This window comes from Arcticibacter pallidicorallinus (assembly GCF_003002875.1).
Lineage (GTDB): Bacteria > Bacteroidota > Bacteroidia > Sphingobacteriales > Sphingobacteriaceae > Arcticibacter > Arcticibacter pallidicorallinus.
On the sequence record NZ_PVTH01000013.1, the window covers coordinates 1 to 15,758 of the forward strand.

Annotated in this window: 15 protein-coding genes; 6 read left to right on the forward strand and 9 right to left on the reverse strand. The window is 45.7% G+C overall.

The genetic code is table 11. The annotated features are described in order from the left end of the window. Nucleotides 1-1,013: 1,013 nt before the first annotated feature. Together B0I27_RS15850 and B0I27_RS15855 are read right to left on the reverse strand one after the other, a co-directional pair. Nucleotides 1,014-1,373, reverse strand: coding sequence for a CoA-binding protein (locus B0I27_RS15850; RefSeq protein ID WP_106295155.1), 360 nt, complete (start codon nucleotides 1,371-1,373; stop codon nucleotides 1,014-1,016). 43 nt (nucleotides 1,374-1,416) lie between these two features. Then, nucleotides 1,417-2,964: an NAD(P)/FAD-dependent oxidoreductase gene (locus B0I27_RS15855; RefSeq protein ID WP_106295157.1), complete on the reverse strand. Its 1,548-nt coding sequence runs from the start codon at nucleotides 2,962-2,964 to the stop codon at nucleotides 1,417-1,419. An 89-nt stretch (nucleotides 2,965-3,053) separates the two neighbouring features. Between B0I27_RS15855 and B0I27_RS15860 the strand changes: the two genes are divergently transcribed. Genes B0I27_RS15860 through B0I27_RS15880 form a run of 5 tightly spaced genes read left to right on the forward strand, consistent with a single transcriptional unit; the run spans nucleotide 3,054 to nucleotide 5,874 of the window. Next, complete coding sequence (locus B0I27_RS15860) at nucleotides 3,054-3,632, forward strand: LemA family protein (protein ID WP_106295159.1); 579 nt, start codon at nucleotides 3,054-3,056, stop codon at nucleotides 3,630-3,632. 8 nt (nucleotides 3,633-3,640) lie between these two features. Further along, complete coding sequence (locus tag B0I27_RS15865; RefSeq protein WP_106295161.1) at nucleotides 3,641-4,081, forward strand: TPM domain-containing protein; 441 nt, start codon at nucleotides 3,641-3,643, stop codon at nucleotides 4,079-4,081. Next, nucleotides 4,062-4,892, forward strand: a complete 831-nt coding sequence (locus B0I27_RS15870) for a TPM domain-containing protein (protein ID WP_425428151.1) — start codon at nucleotides 4,062-4,064, stop codon at nucleotides 4,890-4,892. Before B0I27_RS15865 ends, B0I27_RS15870 begins: the two co-directional genes overlap by 20 nt. Before the next feature lie 30 nt (nucleotides 4,893-4,922). Beyond that, nucleotides 4,923-5,333 (forward strand): hypothetical protein, encoded by a 411-nt coding sequence (locus B0I27_RS15875; protein ID WP_106295163.1) that lies wholly within the window; start codon nucleotides 4,923-4,925, stop codon nucleotides 5,331-5,333. After that, nucleotides 5,326-5,874, forward strand: coding sequence for an NUDIX hydrolase (locus B0I27_RS15880; protein WP_106295165.1), 549 nt, complete (start codon nucleotides 5,326-5,328; stop codon nucleotides 5,872-5,874). The genes B0I27_RS15875 and B0I27_RS15880 overlap by 8 nt, the downstream gene beginning before the upstream one ends. A gap of 79 nt (nucleotides 5,875-5,953) precedes the next feature. Here B0I27_RS15880 and dnaA read toward each other — a convergent pair whose 3' ends face one another. The 4 genes from dnaA to B0I27_RS15900 form a co-directional block, all read right to left on the reverse strand. After that, the gene (gene dnaA, locus B0I27_RS15885; protein WP_106295311.1) at nucleotides 5,954-7,381 is read right to left on the reverse strand and encodes a chromosomal replication initiator protein DnaA; all 1,428 of its coding nucleotides are present in this window, start codon (nucleotides 7,379-7,381) and stop codon (nucleotides 5,954-5,956) included. 92 nt (nucleotides 7,382-7,473) lie between these two features. Further along, nucleotides 7,474-8,412: a bifunctional metallophosphatase/5'-nucleotidase gene (locus tag B0I27_RS15890; protein ID WP_106295167.1), complete on the reverse strand. Its 939-nt coding sequence runs from the start codon at nucleotides 8,410-8,412 to the stop codon at nucleotides 7,474-7,476. Then, on the reverse strand, nucleotides 8,409-9,182 hold the full coding sequence (locus B0I27_RS15895) for a 5'-nucleotidase C-terminal domain-containing protein (protein WP_106295169.1): 774 nt from the start codon (nucleotides 9,180-9,182) through the stop codon (nucleotides 8,409-8,411). The genes B0I27_RS15890 and B0I27_RS15895 overlap by 4 nt, the downstream gene beginning before the upstream one ends. Nucleotides 9,183-9,195: 13 nt before the next feature. Beyond that, nucleotides 9,196-9,729: a DUF7935 family protein gene (locus B0I27_RS15900; RefSeq protein ID WP_106295171.1), complete on the reverse strand. Its 534-nt coding sequence runs from the start codon at nucleotides 9,727-9,729 to the stop codon at nucleotides 9,196-9,198. Nucleotides 9,730-9,818: 89 nt separating this feature from the next. Between B0I27_RS15900 and B0I27_RS15905 the strand changes: the two genes are divergently transcribed. Then, a complete protein-coding gene (locus B0I27_RS15905; protein WP_106295313.1) occupies nucleotides 9,819-10,169 on the forward strand; it encodes a HesB/IscA family protein in 351 nt (116 codons plus the stop codon). 110 nt (nucleotides 10,170-10,279) lie between these two features. Here the strand turns inward: B0I27_RS15905 and B0I27_RS15910 are convergent, their stop codons facing one another. The 3 genes from B0I27_RS15910 to B0I27_RS15920 all read right to left on the reverse strand — a co-directional run bounded on the left by B0I27_RS15910 (nucleotide 10,280) and on the right by B0I27_RS15920 (nucleotide 15,594). Further along, nucleotides 10,280-10,717, reverse strand: a complete 438-nt coding sequence (locus tag B0I27_RS15910) for a hypothetical protein (protein WP_146133146.1) — start codon at nucleotides 10,715-10,717, stop codon at nucleotides 10,280-10,282. A 122-nt stretch (nucleotides 10,718-10,839) separates the two neighbouring features. Continuing rightward, entirely contained in the window at nucleotides 10,840-12,360 is a 1,521-nt protein-coding gene (locus B0I27_RS15915; protein ID WP_106295175.1) for a RagB/SusD family nutrient uptake outer membrane protein, read from the reverse strand. 18 nt (nucleotides 12,361-12,378) lie between these two features. Next, nucleotides 12,379-15,594, reverse strand: coding sequence for a SusC/RagA family TonB-linked outer membrane protein (locus B0I27_RS15920; protein ID WP_106295177.1), 3,216 nt, complete (start codon nucleotides 15,592-15,594; stop codon nucleotides 12,379-12,381). Nucleotides 15,595-15,758: the final 164 nt, after the last annotated feature.

Below are 15,758 nucleotides of genomic sequence, written 5' to 3' on the forward strand. Positions count from 1 at the left end.
TTCCTCTTTTCAATCTCTCACTTAGCCTTGCGCCTCGCTTTCCCTTGTTCGTTTTGGGACTGCAAAGATGGGAACTTTTTGTATTCCCTGCAAGTGTTTAAGGCTTTTATTTTCATCTACAGGGGCTTTTCGGGGCAGCAGAGAGGACAGCGGCTTTGAAATCAGAAGATTATAAAGTGAAATTTGATCAAACAATTTTTAGGGGGTGTTTGTAAAGGGGGTCAAAAGGGTAAGTGGATAGGGTTTGAGGATATAATATTGGGAGCTATATGTGCGATCCAGGCTCTGAGCGAAGAGAAAGGAACCTTCATCTGATATAGCCTGGAAAGGTTATAGATATATAAAGCTTACCGTGTATAACAAGAAACAATGATCAAAGCAGGCGATCAGCCAAACGGACGAACGGCGGCAGGTTTCAGCTCCTCGAGCTCCCCGTATAGAAAGCTCTTGTTATTAACCTGGGTGCCTATGTTCCTCGTATTTATTTACAGGGCCTGTATCTATAATACCATTAATAGCGCTGTAATACTTTAACAGCAAACTGGCAAACTTTGCTGTATAGACAAAGCAAAGGTCGGGGAATCTTCGCGTCCAAAGAAAGAAACCGTTCAATACTGCTACATGTACTTTTTAAGATAGGCCCAAAAACAGATTCGATCTGCACCTTTTTATATCTCCTTTATATAAACTCAAATTAACCTCCATACACCCCCCTACCAACTTCGGCTTTTCTTCGCATTTTATCGAAGCTGGTACGACGCTGGTACGACTTTCGTACGGAGCTGACAAGGCATTGATTAACCGTGATCAGAAGTGAATCCGAACAAGATGTGAAGCATCCTGACCTCGGCTTAACCATGATACAAAGGGGATCCGGATAAGAAGCGAAGCATTCCGGCCTTTTTTACGAAATCAACAAACAGCTTAAAAAACAATATCCAAAGAAAAAGAGGAACCACATAATGCAATTCCTCTTCAACTAAAACTTCTTATTAACTACTAAAGGCAATTCTTTAGTATTGCCCTGTCGATAACATCACCAACGTACAACCTTCCACCGTTTCAATACCTCGCTCGCGCGCCATCTGTTCAAGCTCATCATTTTCCGTACCCGGATTAAATATGATCCTCTTAGGATTAGTCCCTAATATATAATCATACAACGGTGGCTGATTGCGGGTACCTATATAAAGAGTTACCGTATCAACATCCTGATGAAGTTCTTTTGCTTCCTCAATAGGAACTCCGGCAACATCTCCTTTCTTAATACCCACATTGACAATTTCATGTCCATGTCTTACTAACTTATTCGAAGCGAGATACGCGTAACGACTTGAATCAGGCGTAGCTCCTAGTACTAATGTCTTTTTCATCTTTATATAATTTATCAGGAAATAGACTATCTCCTCTAATTAGTTATTTATACATCTCATATACAGCATCTGCACAATTCATGCCATCAATAGCTGCGGACACGATTCCTCCGGCATACCCAGCTCCCTCCCCGCAGGGAAACAAACCTATAGCATCGGGATGTTGTAAACTTGCCTTATCTCTGGGAATGCGGACGGGTGAAGAAGTGCGGGATTCTACACCTACGAGAATGGCCTCATTAGTAAAGTATCCCCTCATTTTTTTACCGAACGCAGGCAGAGCTTTCTTCAGCCTGGTGTATACTAATTCAGGCAGAACTTCCGTCAGATCTGTACTCCTCGTTCCAGGAAGATAGGAGTTTACAGGAAGATCCATGGAGACCCGGCCTTCTGCGAAGTCGACCATGCGTTGTGCAGGGGCGACCAGACTCCCCCCTCCTGCCTGGTAGGCCTTCCTTTCTGCGTCGGCCTGAAAAGCGAGTAGCCTGAAAGGATCGTCGGGAGATCCGGGGACATCTTCCAGATTGATTTGCACCACTGTGCCGGAGTTGGCAAATGGATTATTTCTTTTGGAGGGCGACCACCCATTCACGACGATCTCATTGAAATCTGTCGAGCAGGGAGCGATGATACCACCGGGACACATACAGAATGAGAATACGCCGCGGTCGTTTACCTGTTCCACCAAACTATAATAAGATGGCGGAAGATACGGATCGCGAACCTCGCAATGATATTGGGCTTTGTCTATGAGCTGCTGGGGGTGTTCAATGCGCACACCCAGAGCAAAAGGCTTGGCCTCGATCTGCAAATCATGCTCGCGCATCAGATAATAGATGTCGCGGGCTGAATGTCCGGTTGCCAGGATCAATGCGTCTGCTTCGTGATTAGCGCCATCAGCGGTCTTAACTCCTTTTATATGTCCGCTTTTGAGGATAAAGCCGATGACTTTGGTATCAAAAAAGATTTCTCCTCCAGCATTGAGAATAGACTCGCGCATGGCGGTGATGATTTGCGGGAGCTTATTGGTTCCGATATGCGGACGGGCATCTACCAGAATATCTTCCGTAGCGCCATGTGCCACGAACGCCTTGAGCACATACTGCACATCTCCACGCTTATTGGAACGGGTGTATAGTTTGCCGTCGGAGTATGTCCCCGCCCCTCCTTCACCAAAACAATAGTTGGATTCGGGATTAATCAGTCCCTCTTTATTAATGGCTGCCAGGTCGCGACGTCTTTGCTTAACATCCTTACCTCGCTCGATGATGACGGGTTTTAAACCCAGTTCGATACACCGCAAGGCTGCAAAAAGACCGGCTGGCCCCGCACCAACGATTAAAACAGCTTTTTTGTCGCTGACATTCGGATAGTTAACTGAAAAAACTTCAGGTGCGGGCATTTCTTCGAGGTAGACCTGCACCTTCAGGCGGTAAACGACCTGTTTCCCCCTTGCGTCTATAGAGCGTTTATGAATTTTAACGTGTTTGAGCTTCTGGCGGTTCACCTTGAGGGCAGTAGCAACTTTGTTATAAAGTATGTCAGCATCTGCCGTTTCGTGCGGAAGTAGCACAATTTCAATTTCTTTCATCGAAAAAAGCCGGGTTTTTATCCCGGACGGTAACAAAGGTATGAATTTTGACGTCTTAGATCTGAATCAAAAAATTTAACTTTAACATTATGAGAAAACTAGTCTATACAATTGCAGCTTTATTTGCAGTCCTTTCTTTTTCGTCGTGCGGCTATAACAGCATGGTTCAGCTGGATGAGCAGGTACAGTCTCAATGGGCACAGGTACAGAACGTTTACCAAAGACGCGCAGACCTGATTCCTAACCTGGTCAACACGGTAAAAGGAGCAGCGAACTTTGAAAAAGAAACCCTGACTCAGGTAATCGAAGCACGTGCTAAAGCTACGTCTGTTAATGTTGATCCTGACAAGCTGACCCCAGAAAACATAGAGAAATTCCAAAGTGCCCAGGGCCAGTTAAGCTCTGCCATCGGACGTTTGTTAATGGTTACTGAAAACTATCCTCAACTAAAAGCTAACGCTAATTTCCAGGAATTGCAGGCGCAGCTGGAAGGTACTGAAAACCGTATCACCGTTGAAAGACAGAAGTTCAATGAAGTAACTCAACAGTACAACTCCAAGATCAGAACTTTCCCGAACAACCTGACTTCAGGCATGTTTGGATTTGAGAAGAAGGGATATTTCCAGGCTGAAGCCGGATCTGACAAGGCTCCTAAAGTCGAGTTTTAACAATCGCTATGGGCAAGAAACCAGATTTATTTACGGACTTTGAACAAGAGCAGATCCGTATAGCTATTGAAAATGCTGAGAAAAACACATCCGGTGAGATCCGGATTTGTGCTGAACGCAACTGCCCTGAACCAAGTGCATTTGATCGTGCTGCGAACTATTTCCTTAAAATTGGAATGGACAAGACATCCCAGCGCAATGGGGTGCTTATTTATATTGCGACAGATGATCATAAGTTTGCCATCATTGGCGACGAGGGTATCAATAAGCAGGTGCCTGAGGGATTCTGGGATAGCACAAAGGAACGGATGATCGGCAAATTCAGAACTGGCAGCCTTGCTTCGGGTATCATCGAAGGCATAACTGCAGCGGGTGAACAGTTGCAAAAGCTGTTTCCGGTGCAAGACGGCGACAAAAATGAATTATCAGATGACATCTCGTACATCTGATAAGAGAATGAACAACATGAATGTAAAACAAGGTATTTTAATTGCATTAGCCTTTCTTTTAGTCAGCACAGGCCTTTTCGCCCAGGAGCTTCCTCCGAGGTCTAATACACTGGTGACTGATTATACAAACACACTTTCCCCGGACCAGAAGGCGCAGCTTGAGCGCAAGCTCGTGGCTTTTAACGATACGTCGTCTACTCAGATCGCCGTGGTGATGATTAAGTCGGTTGGCGTTTATGACATCGCCGACTATACCGTCAGGTTGGCAGAGAGCTGGGGTGTAGGACAGAAGGGTAAAAACAACGGAGTGGTACTCCTGGCAGCTATCGGCGACAGGAAGGTAACCATCCAGACTGGCTACGGTGTGGAAGGAGCACTTCCAGATGCAATTACCAAGCGAATTATCACGAATGAAATAAGACCGGCGTTCCAGCGTGGTGACTATTACACTGGGCTTGAGCGGGCGACCGATGCGATCATCTCTTATACTAAAGGCGAGTACAAAAGTGACAAGCCTGCAAGTAAAAGGTCCGGATCTAAAGGATTCCCTGTCGGCTTAGTCATCCTGATCGTTATCGTTATCGCGGTACTGAACAGAAGAGGCGGCGGCGGTGGCGGCGGCCGGGTGATCGGAAGTCGCGGTGGCGCGGATTTGCTATGGTGGACTATGCTGTCCGGAATGGCAGGTCGCGGTGGCCATGGCGGTGGTGGCGGCGGCTTTGGAGGAGGTGGATTTGGTGGTGGCGGCGGCGGCTTCGGAGGTTTCGGAGGTGGAAGCTTCGGCGGTGGCGGTTCAAGCGGCGACTGGTAGCACTACCCCTAATAAATTAACTCACTCAATATGATTAGAAAAGATTTTATAGAAGCCGAGATTCAGAAGCTGGCTCAGGTGTTAGCAAAAATACTGGGACTGAAGAACGACGGAAACGTTGATGAAGGGATTGATACCGCTTTTGAAGCACTGTCTGAATCTTTCGGCTTGAGTCGCGAAGATTTAGAACAGACTTCAGTTGAAGACTTCCAGAGTCATCTGGCAAGCAAAGCATATTCTCCGGAGAAACTGAATTTGATGGCTCAGCTGATGTTTGAGACGGTCTACCCATTTCAGGAAGTAGCGGAAACATTCCTGATCCTCCATAAAACGGCTGCCGTTATTAACCTGCTGGAAACGGAACATCGTCAGCAAAGTTTCGAGAACTTAGCCCGTCAGGAACAGATCAATTCGTTCTTAAACAACAGACAGTATGAGTGATCTGAAATGGGATAAAATATCATCCCGTTATCTGGTGAGAGAAAAGTGGGCGACGCTGCGAGTGGACACTTGCAAAATGCCCGACGGCACTCTGATCGATGACTACTACGTTCTGGAATATCCTGATTGGGTGAATGCGGTTGCCTTTACTGAAGACGACCAGGTACTGCTGATCAGACAGTATCGCCATGGAGCTGAAGAAGTATTCCTGGAGATTCCCGGCGGCTGCATAGATGAAGGCGAGACACCGGAAGAGGCTGTCGTACGCGAACTTTTAGAAGAAACCGGATATGCGTTTGATTCCATAGAGAAGGTTGGAGAGGTTTATGCCAATCCCTCTACCGCTGCTAACCTTTCACATGCATTTGTTCTTCAGGGAGGCAGGAAGGTTCAGGAGCAACACCTGGATGGACGTGAGGAGATAGAAGTTCTTACCGTAAGTATTCCTGAACTTAAGGAGTTGCTTCTAAAGAACGAAATCAAGCAGGCCCTCCATGTAAGCGGCATATTCTTTGCACTGGCTAAATTGGGGAAACTGTAATAACCGAAATTCATTGACACAAAAAAGGCTATCTTTTAATTGAGATAGCCTTTTTTGCTTGGGTAAGACGAGGTAAGAGTTAGCTCATCTTTAATTTCTTTTGAATGTCCTGAACATAGTTCTTGAACTTCTTGTCTGTGTCTATAAGATCTTCAACTGTCTGGCATGCGTAGATTACTGTAGAGTGATCACGACCGCCAAAGAACTGACCGATAGATTTAAGTGACGTTTTAGTGTGGCTCTTAGCAAGATACATCGATATCTGGCGGGCCTGTACAATTTCTCTCTTTCGTGTTTTAGACTTAACCATCTCGACCGGAACTTCGAAATACTCACAAACAAGCTTCTGAATGTACTCCATAGAGATTTCTCTGGAAGTGTGCTTAATGAAGTTCTTGAGCATGGATTTGGCCAGTGCCAGGTCGATGTCCTTCTTGTTCAGCGTCGATTGTGCAAGTAACGACACCATTGCTCCTTCCAGTTCACGAACGTTATTGTCAATATTGTGTGCTACATACTCAATAACCTCAGCAGGAAGTTCAATACCATCGGCATACATCTTCTTCTTCAGGATGGCCATACGGGTCTCCAGATCAGGTACCTGAAGGTCTGCTGAAAGTCCCCATTTGAAACGGCTTAGCAAGCGTTCTTCTAAACCTGCCAGATCTTTAGGTGCCTTATCAGAGGTTAAGATAACCTGTTTGCCAGATTGATGAAGGTGATTAAAGATATGGAAGAAAATATCCTGTGTCTTTTCCTTACCGGCGAAATTATGCACATCATCCATAATGATAACGTCCATCGCCTGGTAGAAGTTCACGAAGTCATTGATCGTATTGTTCTTTAATGAATCTACGAACTGCTGACAGAACTTTTCACATGATACATAGATTACTAATTTGTCGGGACTAGTTCTTTTAATCTCATTCCCGATAGCCTGACCCAGGTGAGTCTTGCCAAGACCAACACCTCCATAAAGTAACAGGGGGTTAAAAGACGTTCCTCCGGGTTTCGCAGCAACAGCATATCCCGCAGAGCGTGCAAGACGATTACAATCTCCCTCTATAAAATTCTCGAAACAATAATTAGGATTGAGCTGAGGGTCTACCTGCAGTTTTTTAAGGCCAGGTATTACAAAAGGATTTTTGATATCCTTGTTCAGAGTCACCGCTACCGGTATAGACTGGTATTTGGCTTCCGATCCATTGCCTGTAGAAGGCATGTTAGTCGTGTACGGTTTATTGCTTGACGACTTCTCAACAACGATATTGTATTCCAGCCTGCCTTCATCACCAAGTTGCTTTTTTACGGTTTTACGTAAAAGACCAACATAGTGCTCTTCAAGCCATTCATAAAAGAATAAGCTTGGCACTTGTATGGTAAGCACATTTCCCTCAAGACGCAATGCTTTTATTGGTTCGAACCAAGTCTTATAGCTCTGTGTTGGAATATTGTCTTTTATGATCTGAAGACATTGATTCCAAACGTTCGTACCAGTTTTTTCCATGAAGCTTTTTCTTAATAATTTGATTTCCAGACGCTGCAGCGAAGATTTCGCTGGCCGTTTTGGAACATCGAATATTCGAAAAATTTCCTGCTTTAAGAACAAAAATTTGAAATATATTTAACTGGCTCAACAGCAGAAGCATAGGTCATTTTGCCTGTTTTTTTACTTCCAAATGCAAAATCCAGGCGTCCGAGGTTAATGCCGGCGAAACCAACCTGGTTAATGATGACCTGTCTGCCAAGGGCATTTTTCACTTCTGTAGGTGTCGTTAAGAAGGTATGGGTATGTCCTCCAATGATAAGGTCTGTGTGTTGTGTACTGGCAGCGAGCACATGGTCTGAAACCTTGTTATGATCGTATTTATATCCCAGGTGAGACAGGCAAATAATGAGATCACACTTCTCTTCGTTCTTTAGTCTTGATTCTATTTCTTGTGCCGTCTTGAGAGGATCAAGATATACGGTATTTCCATACTGTTGCTTATTCACCAGACCGTCGAGCTGAATGCCGAGGCCATATACACCAACCTTGATTCTGCCTTTCTGAAATATCTGATAGTTCTTTGTCTTCCCGTGCAGCGGAGTATCGCTGAAATCGTAGTTAGCCGTCAGGAAAGGGAAGTTGGCATGAGGAAGTTGCTTCTGGAAGCCTTCTATCCCGTTATCGAAGTCGTGATTACCCATAGTTCCCGCATCGTAGCCCATCGCAGACATCAGTTTTAATTCCGCCTCTCCTCCGTAGAAGTTAAAATAGGGTGTCCCCTGAAAGATATCACCTGCGTCGAACAGCAAAACATGTTCTTCTTCGGCCCTTATCTTTTTAATTAATGCAGCACGTGGAGCGACGCCGGCCATACCAGCATAACGCACGTCATCGGCAGGGAAAGGATCGATCCTGCTATGCACATCGTTCGTATGCAGGATCGTTAGCTTTTGAATATCCTCAGAAGCAAAAAGGTGCTGATGCTCTAAACCTAAGGCCAGAACTGCTGAACCGGTTAACGCATTCTTGATAAATTTCCTTCTGTTCATTTGCTGGTATCGTTATCGCTCTGTATTCTGTTATCCAATATGGAGGTGATGGCTTTGCCTTGCGCTTGTTGTTGTTTAATGTGACTCAGGATCGCATCGCGTAAGCGATAGGTACTATCAAACCTTCCAATTGCTCGCGTATACACTTCTGCTTTATCGCCCCCATTAGCCAGATAATCGATGGTGAGTACCGTGTAGTCTTTCGAGGGATCAAAGTCTGCACCGTTGATTTGTATATCTACTGCCTTACCATTTTTTATTTTAAATCGCGCCCCTGATACCGGATCACCGTTTAACGCGGCAATGTAATTGAACAACTCCTGCACGTCTGTCCCTTTCAGGGTAACGGTTACGAAGTAGTTCTCAAAAGGCATCAATTCGTAGATCTTGGAGGCCTTGATGGGCCCGGCGGAGATCGAGTTCCGCAGTCCGAAGTAATTGGTATGCACAAAGTCGAAGCGGAGATCCGTGCGTTTGCCCTCCTGGTACATGATGTCTGCCACCAGGTTGTTTAGCAAGCCCTCGGGCTTCTTACGTTCTAGATTTACAGCGGCCGCACCGATTATCGCATTCATCTGAGAATCGATACTCAGTTTGTAAGGTCGGTAGAGGGCCAGCACAGCGGAATCTGCCGGAATACCTTTGATGTTATATAAGGCTGCATTCTGAGATGTCTGGTGCAGCTTGGGTGAACAGGCAGAAAGGACGATCAGTAACGAAAGGACTGCTATGCCCGACTGCCTGTTTAGGTATGATAATAACGTGTTCATTATGTAACGTATTTTAAAACATTTGCTGCACGTCGCCTCTGATAACTTGCGTTGCAGACTCGTAGGGATTGCTTTCCAGGGAGGAAAGATGATTTAAAATCACCTTGCTTAATTCTATCGCCGGTGCATCCGGAGAAAGTGATTGTGCGGCGTTATTAATCAGCACCAATGTATCCTCCTTTATTTTGCTGACAGTAGACCATGCGGAACCCGATACATAAAGCTGTTGAGTGGTGTTATGCTGAAACTCGTTTCTAATCTCCGCCTTGAGTATGTGTTGATATTCGGCCAGGGTCAGTCCTGATGCATTGGTTCTTAATAGAAGATTTACCGGGTTGATTCTTTCCACAAGCAGAATCAGGCGCTCATAGGCCTGAAGCCGCAAGGGCAGCAAGGTGCCCTGACTATCCTTTTTTATATCAAGTAAACGGAGCTTAAACTGCTGATCGAGATAAGGTCGAATAACCAGATAAGCGATAAAAAAAACGCAGATTCCAGAGAGGGAATACTTGACTATGTCGAGAAAAAAGAGGGAAATTGATGACATCGGAATGTTTGTTGTCAAAGCGTCAAATCGCCTATATGTAAACAAAAATGATGAAATTACCTTATATTTGTGCAAATAAAATGAAAGAAATGAGTATGGAGACTATATCACTTATACCGGTTTCTTTGACAGAGGGGGCAGCGAAGGAGCTCAGAAAGCTTAAACAACAACAGGAGCTGAGCGACGATTTCGGACTCCGTATCGGTGTTGAAGGCGGGGGATGCTCCGGGATGAATTATATTCTGGGCTTTGATCAAAAGAAAGAAGGGGATCAGGAATTTTTTCTTGACGGCATAAAAATATACATGCACAAAGCGCATGGTCTGTACCTGGCAGGAATGCAGATTGACTTCCAAGATGGATTGAATTCAAGAGGATTTACTTTTAACAATCCGAATGCATCCAGCACTTGTGGATGCGGAACATCGTTTGCAGTTTAACATTCTATAGCAAAATACGAGAGGCTGCGTCATTTATAAATGACGCAGCCTCTCGTATTTTATGCCTGTGGGTATTTATGTGAAGGCCACCATTTCAGGAATCTTGAGCCCTATTTTTGCTTAAGATCAGAAAGGAAAGCGTCCGACTCCTTGATCACGCCGGCGTAGGCGCTATCCAATCTCTTAATCTTCTCTTCCTCTTCTTTAAAGTAAGCAACCGCTTCGTCATTGGACTTATCGCCCAGCTCGGCATCAAAAGCACGCATCCAGGAATTCATTTGTTCGTCCGCACTGTCTAATCGGGCTCTCAGCACCGTGATTCTTTGTGACGCAGCTCCGGTATCCAATCCAGGCTTTACCTGTTTAAGGCTGTCGAGCTTTGAAGATAGGGTATCGAGCTTCATCCTGTTCCTTATAGCCTTTTCGCTATCGATCATAACCTTATCATGAAGCTCCAAGGCTTTTGCCCTTGCTTCTTTATAATCAGGCCCTGAACTGCAAGCCTGCATTACAAGCGGCAGTATCACTGCTATAGCATATTTTTTCATCCTATATATGTTTAATTTGATCTGATTCATGAAGGTAATGGAACTTCATGAATTTAACATATCTCAACAAAAAAAATGCGTGAGCTGAGCAGTTCACGCATTTTTAAATAAGTTAACGAATATTAATAACCGTCATTTTGTGTATATAGGCCCTGCCGTACGTCCAGTTGGGACTGAGGAATTGGGTAGATTACATATTCTTTGATGAAGTTCTGCATTTGGTTCAGCACGTCCTCAGTTTCTATCCATGCTGGGATCTTCGTCTCGACCAGGCCGCTTCTCACCAGATCATGCCATCTGCTTCCTTCTCCCGCAAACTCCTTTCTCCTTTCCTCCATCAATTGTGCGAGGGTAACGTTAGACAAAGGCGCTAACCTTGCTCTTGAACGCACCTGGTTCAAAATGGCGTCTACTTCAGCCTGCGTTCCCGGCGCACCATTCAGGATACACTCTGCCTTCAGCATCAGGATATCTGTGTATCGCATAACGATGAAATTGATAGGCCAGTCGAGCCGGCTACTGGTCGGCACCTTAGATATATCGACATACTTCTTAAAGAAGGAGCGTGTTTCGGTTTTTCCATTAAAAGTAAAGCCTGTCTGGATGGAGAAATTTCTCCGGATATCATTCGCTTCATACGAATTCAGCAGGTTTGTGGAAACCGGACGTATGGTTAAGCCGCCCTGGGTCGTTTTTCCTAGCGACTGGAACCATTCATCGGGTACCAGCACCCATGGAAAGGTTGCTCCCAGAACAGGATTCACACCGGTGATGTATTGAATGTCGAACACTACTTCGGCATTCCCTTCATTGGTATAGGAAAATATATCGCTATACGCCGTTGTCGCACTGCCAGTATTTGTCAGCATAGAATATTTACCGCTACCAATTATTTCGTTGAGTAGAGTCAGTGCATTACTCCATTCATTCAGCCCAAGTCCGGGACCCTTCACCCCATAAGTGGGACCAGAGCGGGTCATGTGAACCAGCGCAAGCAGGCCTTTAGCGGCAAACTTTGTTGCTCTGCCCTTGTCGACGGAAGCGTACTGTTCAGGAAGGTTCTCCTGGGCGAATTGTAAGTCTGATATAATAAACTGATACACCTCTTCAACAGGACTTCTTCCGACAGAGGTTGCCTCCTCTGCCAGCAATGGCCGTTCAATGATAGGCAGTGCACCAAACCATCTCACCAGATCGAAGTAGAAGAATGCACGCAGGAACCTGGCTTCGGCAGACAGACGCGTCTTCAGGCTTTCATCTCTGATAACTGCCCCATTCTTCTCTATCTGATCTAATACCGTGTTGGCTTTCAATACTCCGTTGAAATTCTCCGACCATGCTTCGATGATATATGGATTACTCGCGATGGTTTTATGGAAGCTGTTTACCCCTTCCCAGTCACGGACTCCTCCGTCCGATGTGGCGTATAGATTGTCGGAACGCGTCTCTGACAAGTTTAATTGCCGGTCCGGATATGCCCTCAAACTGGCGTAGGTGGCATTCACGGCTTGCACAAAATCGTCGGGACTGTCGTAGAAGCGCGCCGTCGAGGCATCAGATATAGGTGCTTGATCCAGTTCTTTTTCACAAGACGCAAATAGAATGGAAAATGATATGATAGTGCTAAAAAGTATCTTTTTCATGAGATTAGAATAGAAAGGTTAAAAAGTGAAGTTTACTCCGAGTATTAAAGACTTGGGTAGCGGAAGACCCCCATAGTCTCCTGCCTCAGGGAAGGTAGTGCTGCCACTTAGATTGGTATTGGTCGCTTCCGGATTGAACCCGCCTCCATAGCTATCGCGCCCGAAGAAGTTTTCTGCTGTCACGTAAATACGCGCGCCCTGTACCTGTTTGGTTTTGATTACCCTTCCGAGGTCATATCCAAAAGTGATGTTCCTGACCCTGAAGTAGTCTGAAGAATACAACCAGTCGGTGTTCTTAATCCTTCCAAATGTTGAATAGGCCTTACCGACTTCCCCATTTCCGGGATCAGCTTCAGACCTCCACCTGTCAGCCCATGTACCCAGCACATTATCTACGAGCCCCGTTCCAGTCCTGTTCACAGAACGACCAAACAAGGAATAGATAGATCCTCCATTTTGTCCTTGGACCAGCACGCTAAGGTCGAAACCTTTATACCGGAAGCTATTCGTAATGCCCCATGAATATTTGGGAGTAGGCTGACCAACAATTACACGGTCATTAGCATCTATGACACCGTCCCCGTTTGCGTCGACATACCTGGGGTCCCCGGCAGTTTGCGATCCATATCTGGCAACGTTATTGTCAATATCCTGTTGACTCAAGATCCCCTGCTGCTGAACGACGTAAATACTATACATGGGCTCACCAACCCTTAGAATACTATGTTCAATGTCAAAAGACGAAGGAATCAATATCTGGTTTTGCCCGTTGGGAAGCGAGACCACCTTATTTCTGTTATGACTCAAATTGGCCGTTGTGTTCCACTGAAAATCGCCCGTCAGGTTCCTTGAAGTAATTTCAAACTCCCATCCCTGGTTCTTTACTTCGCCCGTATTACCTAGCAAAGTGGAAAACCCTGTTGTTTGTGGAATGGGGATGTTCAACAACAGATTAGAATTATTCTTTGTATACACGTCAAAAGCACCGGTAATTCGGTTACTAAACAAGCCAAAGTCCACACCAACGTCAAAGGTGTTCGATACTTCCCAGGATACATTCGGATTGACAAGACGGTTAGGTGCCTGCCCGATTACCTGCACCCCGTTAAAGGTATAGTTATAGTTTGCTAGTGTGGCGATACCGCTGTAGTCGCCCACATTATAGTTACCGGCTTTACCCCAGCTTGCCCTTAACTTCAGATCGCTGATCTGTGGTACTTCCCGGAGGAAATTCTCCTCAGATATTCTCCAACCGATGGATGCTGAAGGAAACCAACCCCACTTGGTGTTCTCACCAAATCTCGATGATCCATCACGTCTGATACTCGCTGAAAACAGATATTTAGAGTCAAAACCGTACTGTACACGCCCAAAATAGGATAGCAGCACATTTTTCGATTCCGTGGTGTTACCGGTAATTCCCGCAGCTTTATTCAGAGTAGTGACTACGTCGTTCGTAAAACCTCCGACAGAACTGAACTCGCCATTTTCAAACTTATCCGCATTATAAGAAGCCCCCGCCAGCAAGGCCAGGTCATGCACCTTATTGAACTGCTTGTTGTAAGAAAGCGTATTCTCGTTCACAAAGGTCTGTCTCCTATACGTAGAATAACTTCCGGATGTGTTGGTTGTAAGCTGTGACTGACGGCTGGACAAGGTACCCGTTATGGTATAAGGGGTGTACCGTTTAAAGTTGTTATCCGTATGATCCAGATTCAGGGTAGTCCTGAAGTTCAACCCTTCCATAATTTTATAATCTCCAAATACTGTCGCCAGCGTCCGGAACCGCTTTGTCTGCGCGGATGTATACTCCAGTTTGCCAATAGGGCTGTTGGGCGAAGTACTCCACCGATACTGACCAAAGTTGCCGGTGTTGGCATAAACACCCATCGTATCTTCTTGCACCGGAGTCATGCTCACCAACTGGTGGAGGATATTATCCTTCCCTTCTACCCCGGGGTCGTCTGTAATCGAATAGGTAGGAGACAGATTAATTCCGAACTTCAGTTTGCTGTTGGCATTTACCTCAACGTTCGCTCTTGCTGAGTAAGAACGATAGCCCATATGCTTGACCATCCCTTCCTGGTCGGTAAGATTTCCGGAAACGAAGTAGTTGACGGCATCCGTAGCTCCGCTGGCAGAAAGCTGGTAATTCTGCGTAAGTCCTCTCTGAAACGCTTCATCCTGCCAATCAATGACGCGTAAGCCCGGGTAGCCAGGCTGTATCCAGCGATCATCTATCATATAGTTGGTGTTGACATCGTTCGGTCCAAGCTGCTTGTCGGCCGCCAGCCCCGAGTTCAGCACCTGCCTTCTTTCAGCAGTGGTCTGAGCGGCAGTCCTCCCCGGCCCTGAAGCAACCCACTGCCCATTGATCACCTCAATAGCACGATCGATCCACTCCTCTCCCGTCAACATATCCAGCTTCTTACTACGTTCAACAGAACCACCGTAGGCGTTGAAAGTAATCTTAGGCCTTCCTGTCTTACCCCTTCTGGTGGTGATCAGAACAACCCCGTTTGATGCGCGCGAACCATAAATTGCCGCGGAAGATGCATCCTTCAAAACCTGAATAGATTCTATATCATTCGGATTGATATTATCCAGTGGATTGCCAGACGCATAGTTACCCGAGCCGTTAGGTGCCGCAGGCGCCAACGGAAATCCGTCAATTACATAGAGCGGTTCGTTTCCGGCAGAGATAGAACCGGTACCTCTCACCTGCACACTCATTCCCTTTCCCGGTGAGCCGGTTGTCTGCTTAACGTTCACACCGGCCATCTGGCCAACCATGGCCTGGTCCACCCGCTGAACAGGGCGTTCTTCGAGATTGTCGGCATTGAATGTAGCCACAGCCCCGGTAAGACTCCCTTTCTTCTGCGTACCATAACCAATTACCACAACCTCTTCAAGACTCTTCGTGGAAGAAGTCATTTGAACGTTGATGACCGGATTATTTCCCACAGTAACCTGTTGGGCATTGTATCCGATATACTTAAATATCAACACTTGTCCCGGAGATGCGTTTATCGAAAACCTGCCATCCGTATCAGTTGCCGTCCCCCCGGAGGCACCCTTAATGGTAACAGAGACTCCCGGCAAGGTTTCCTTATCACCCGCGTCGGAAACTTGCCCAGATATTTTCGACTGGGCGTAAGAATTGAAATTTAGAAAAAAGATCATGAATAAGAACAGGCATACCCTATTCTTAGAAAAGCATAGAATCGCTTTCATAGAGGTAAAATTTGGTTAAAAGATGTAGTAATTATCGGTAAATAATTTTCGTAGCTGTTTTCCTTATTGGTAGCTTTTATAAACATAGCAGATGCATTCCAAAAATGCAACCTGTAGTATCCTGCTCGGGTGTTGCAACACTAAATTCTTTGGACGCCGTCAAA

Coding starts and splice junctions, on each gene's coding strand:
- B0I27_RS15850 (WP_106295155.1), bottom strand. CDS start 1,373: ATGAAAAAGACATTAGTACTAGGAGCTACGCCTGATTCAAGTCGTTAC.
- B0I27_RS15855 (WP_106295157.1), bottom strand. CDS start 2,964: ATGAAAGAAATTGAAATTGTGCTACTTCCGCACGAAACGGCAGATGCT.
- B0I27_RS15860 (WP_106295159.1), top strand. CDS start 3,054: ATGAGAAAACTAGTCTATACAATTGCAGCTTTATTTGCAGTCCTTTCT.
- B0I27_RS15865 (WP_106295161.1), top strand. CDS start 3,641: ATGGGCAAGAAACCAGATTTATTTACGGACTTTGAACAAGAGCAGATC.
- B0I27_RS15870 (WP_425428151.1), top strand. CDS start 4,062: ATGACATCTCGTACATCTGATAAGAGAATGAACAACATGAATGTAAAA.
- B0I27_RS15875 (WP_106295163.1), top strand. CDS start 4,923: ATGATTAGAAAAGATTTTATAGAAGCCGAGATTCAGAAGCTGGCTCAG.
- B0I27_RS15880 (WP_106295165.1), top strand. CDS start 5,326: ATGAGTGATCTGAAATGGGATAAAATATCATCCCGTTATCTGGTGAGA.
- dnaA (WP_106295311.1), bottom strand. CDS start 7,381: ATGGAAAAAACTGGTACGAACGTTTGGAATCAATGTCTTCAGATCATA.
- B0I27_RS15890 (WP_106295167.1), bottom strand. CDS start 8,412: ATGAACAGAAGGAAATTTATCAAGAATGCGTTAACCGGTTCAGCAGTT.
- B0I27_RS15895 (WP_106295169.1), bottom strand. CDS start 9,182: ATGAACACGTTATTATCATACCTAAACAGGCAGTCGGGCATAGCAGTC.
- B0I27_RS15900 (WP_106295171.1), bottom strand. CDS start 9,729: ATGTCATCAATTTCCCTCTTTTTTCTCGACATAGTCAAGTATTCCCTC.
- B0I27_RS15905 (WP_106295313.1), top strand. CDS start 9,819: ATGAGTATGGAGACTATATCACTTATACCGGTTTCTTTGACAGAGGGG.
- B0I27_RS15910 (WP_146133146.1), bottom strand. CDS start 10,717: ATGAAAAAATATGCTATAGCAGTGATACTGCCGCTTGTAATGCAGGCT.
- B0I27_RS15915 (WP_106295175.1), bottom strand. CDS start 12,360: ATGAAAAAGATACTTTTTAGCACTATCATATCATTTTCCATTCTATTT.
- B0I27_RS15920 (WP_106295177.1), bottom strand. CDS start 15,594: ATGAAAGCGATTCTATGCTTTTCTAAGAATAGGGTATGCCTGTTCTTA.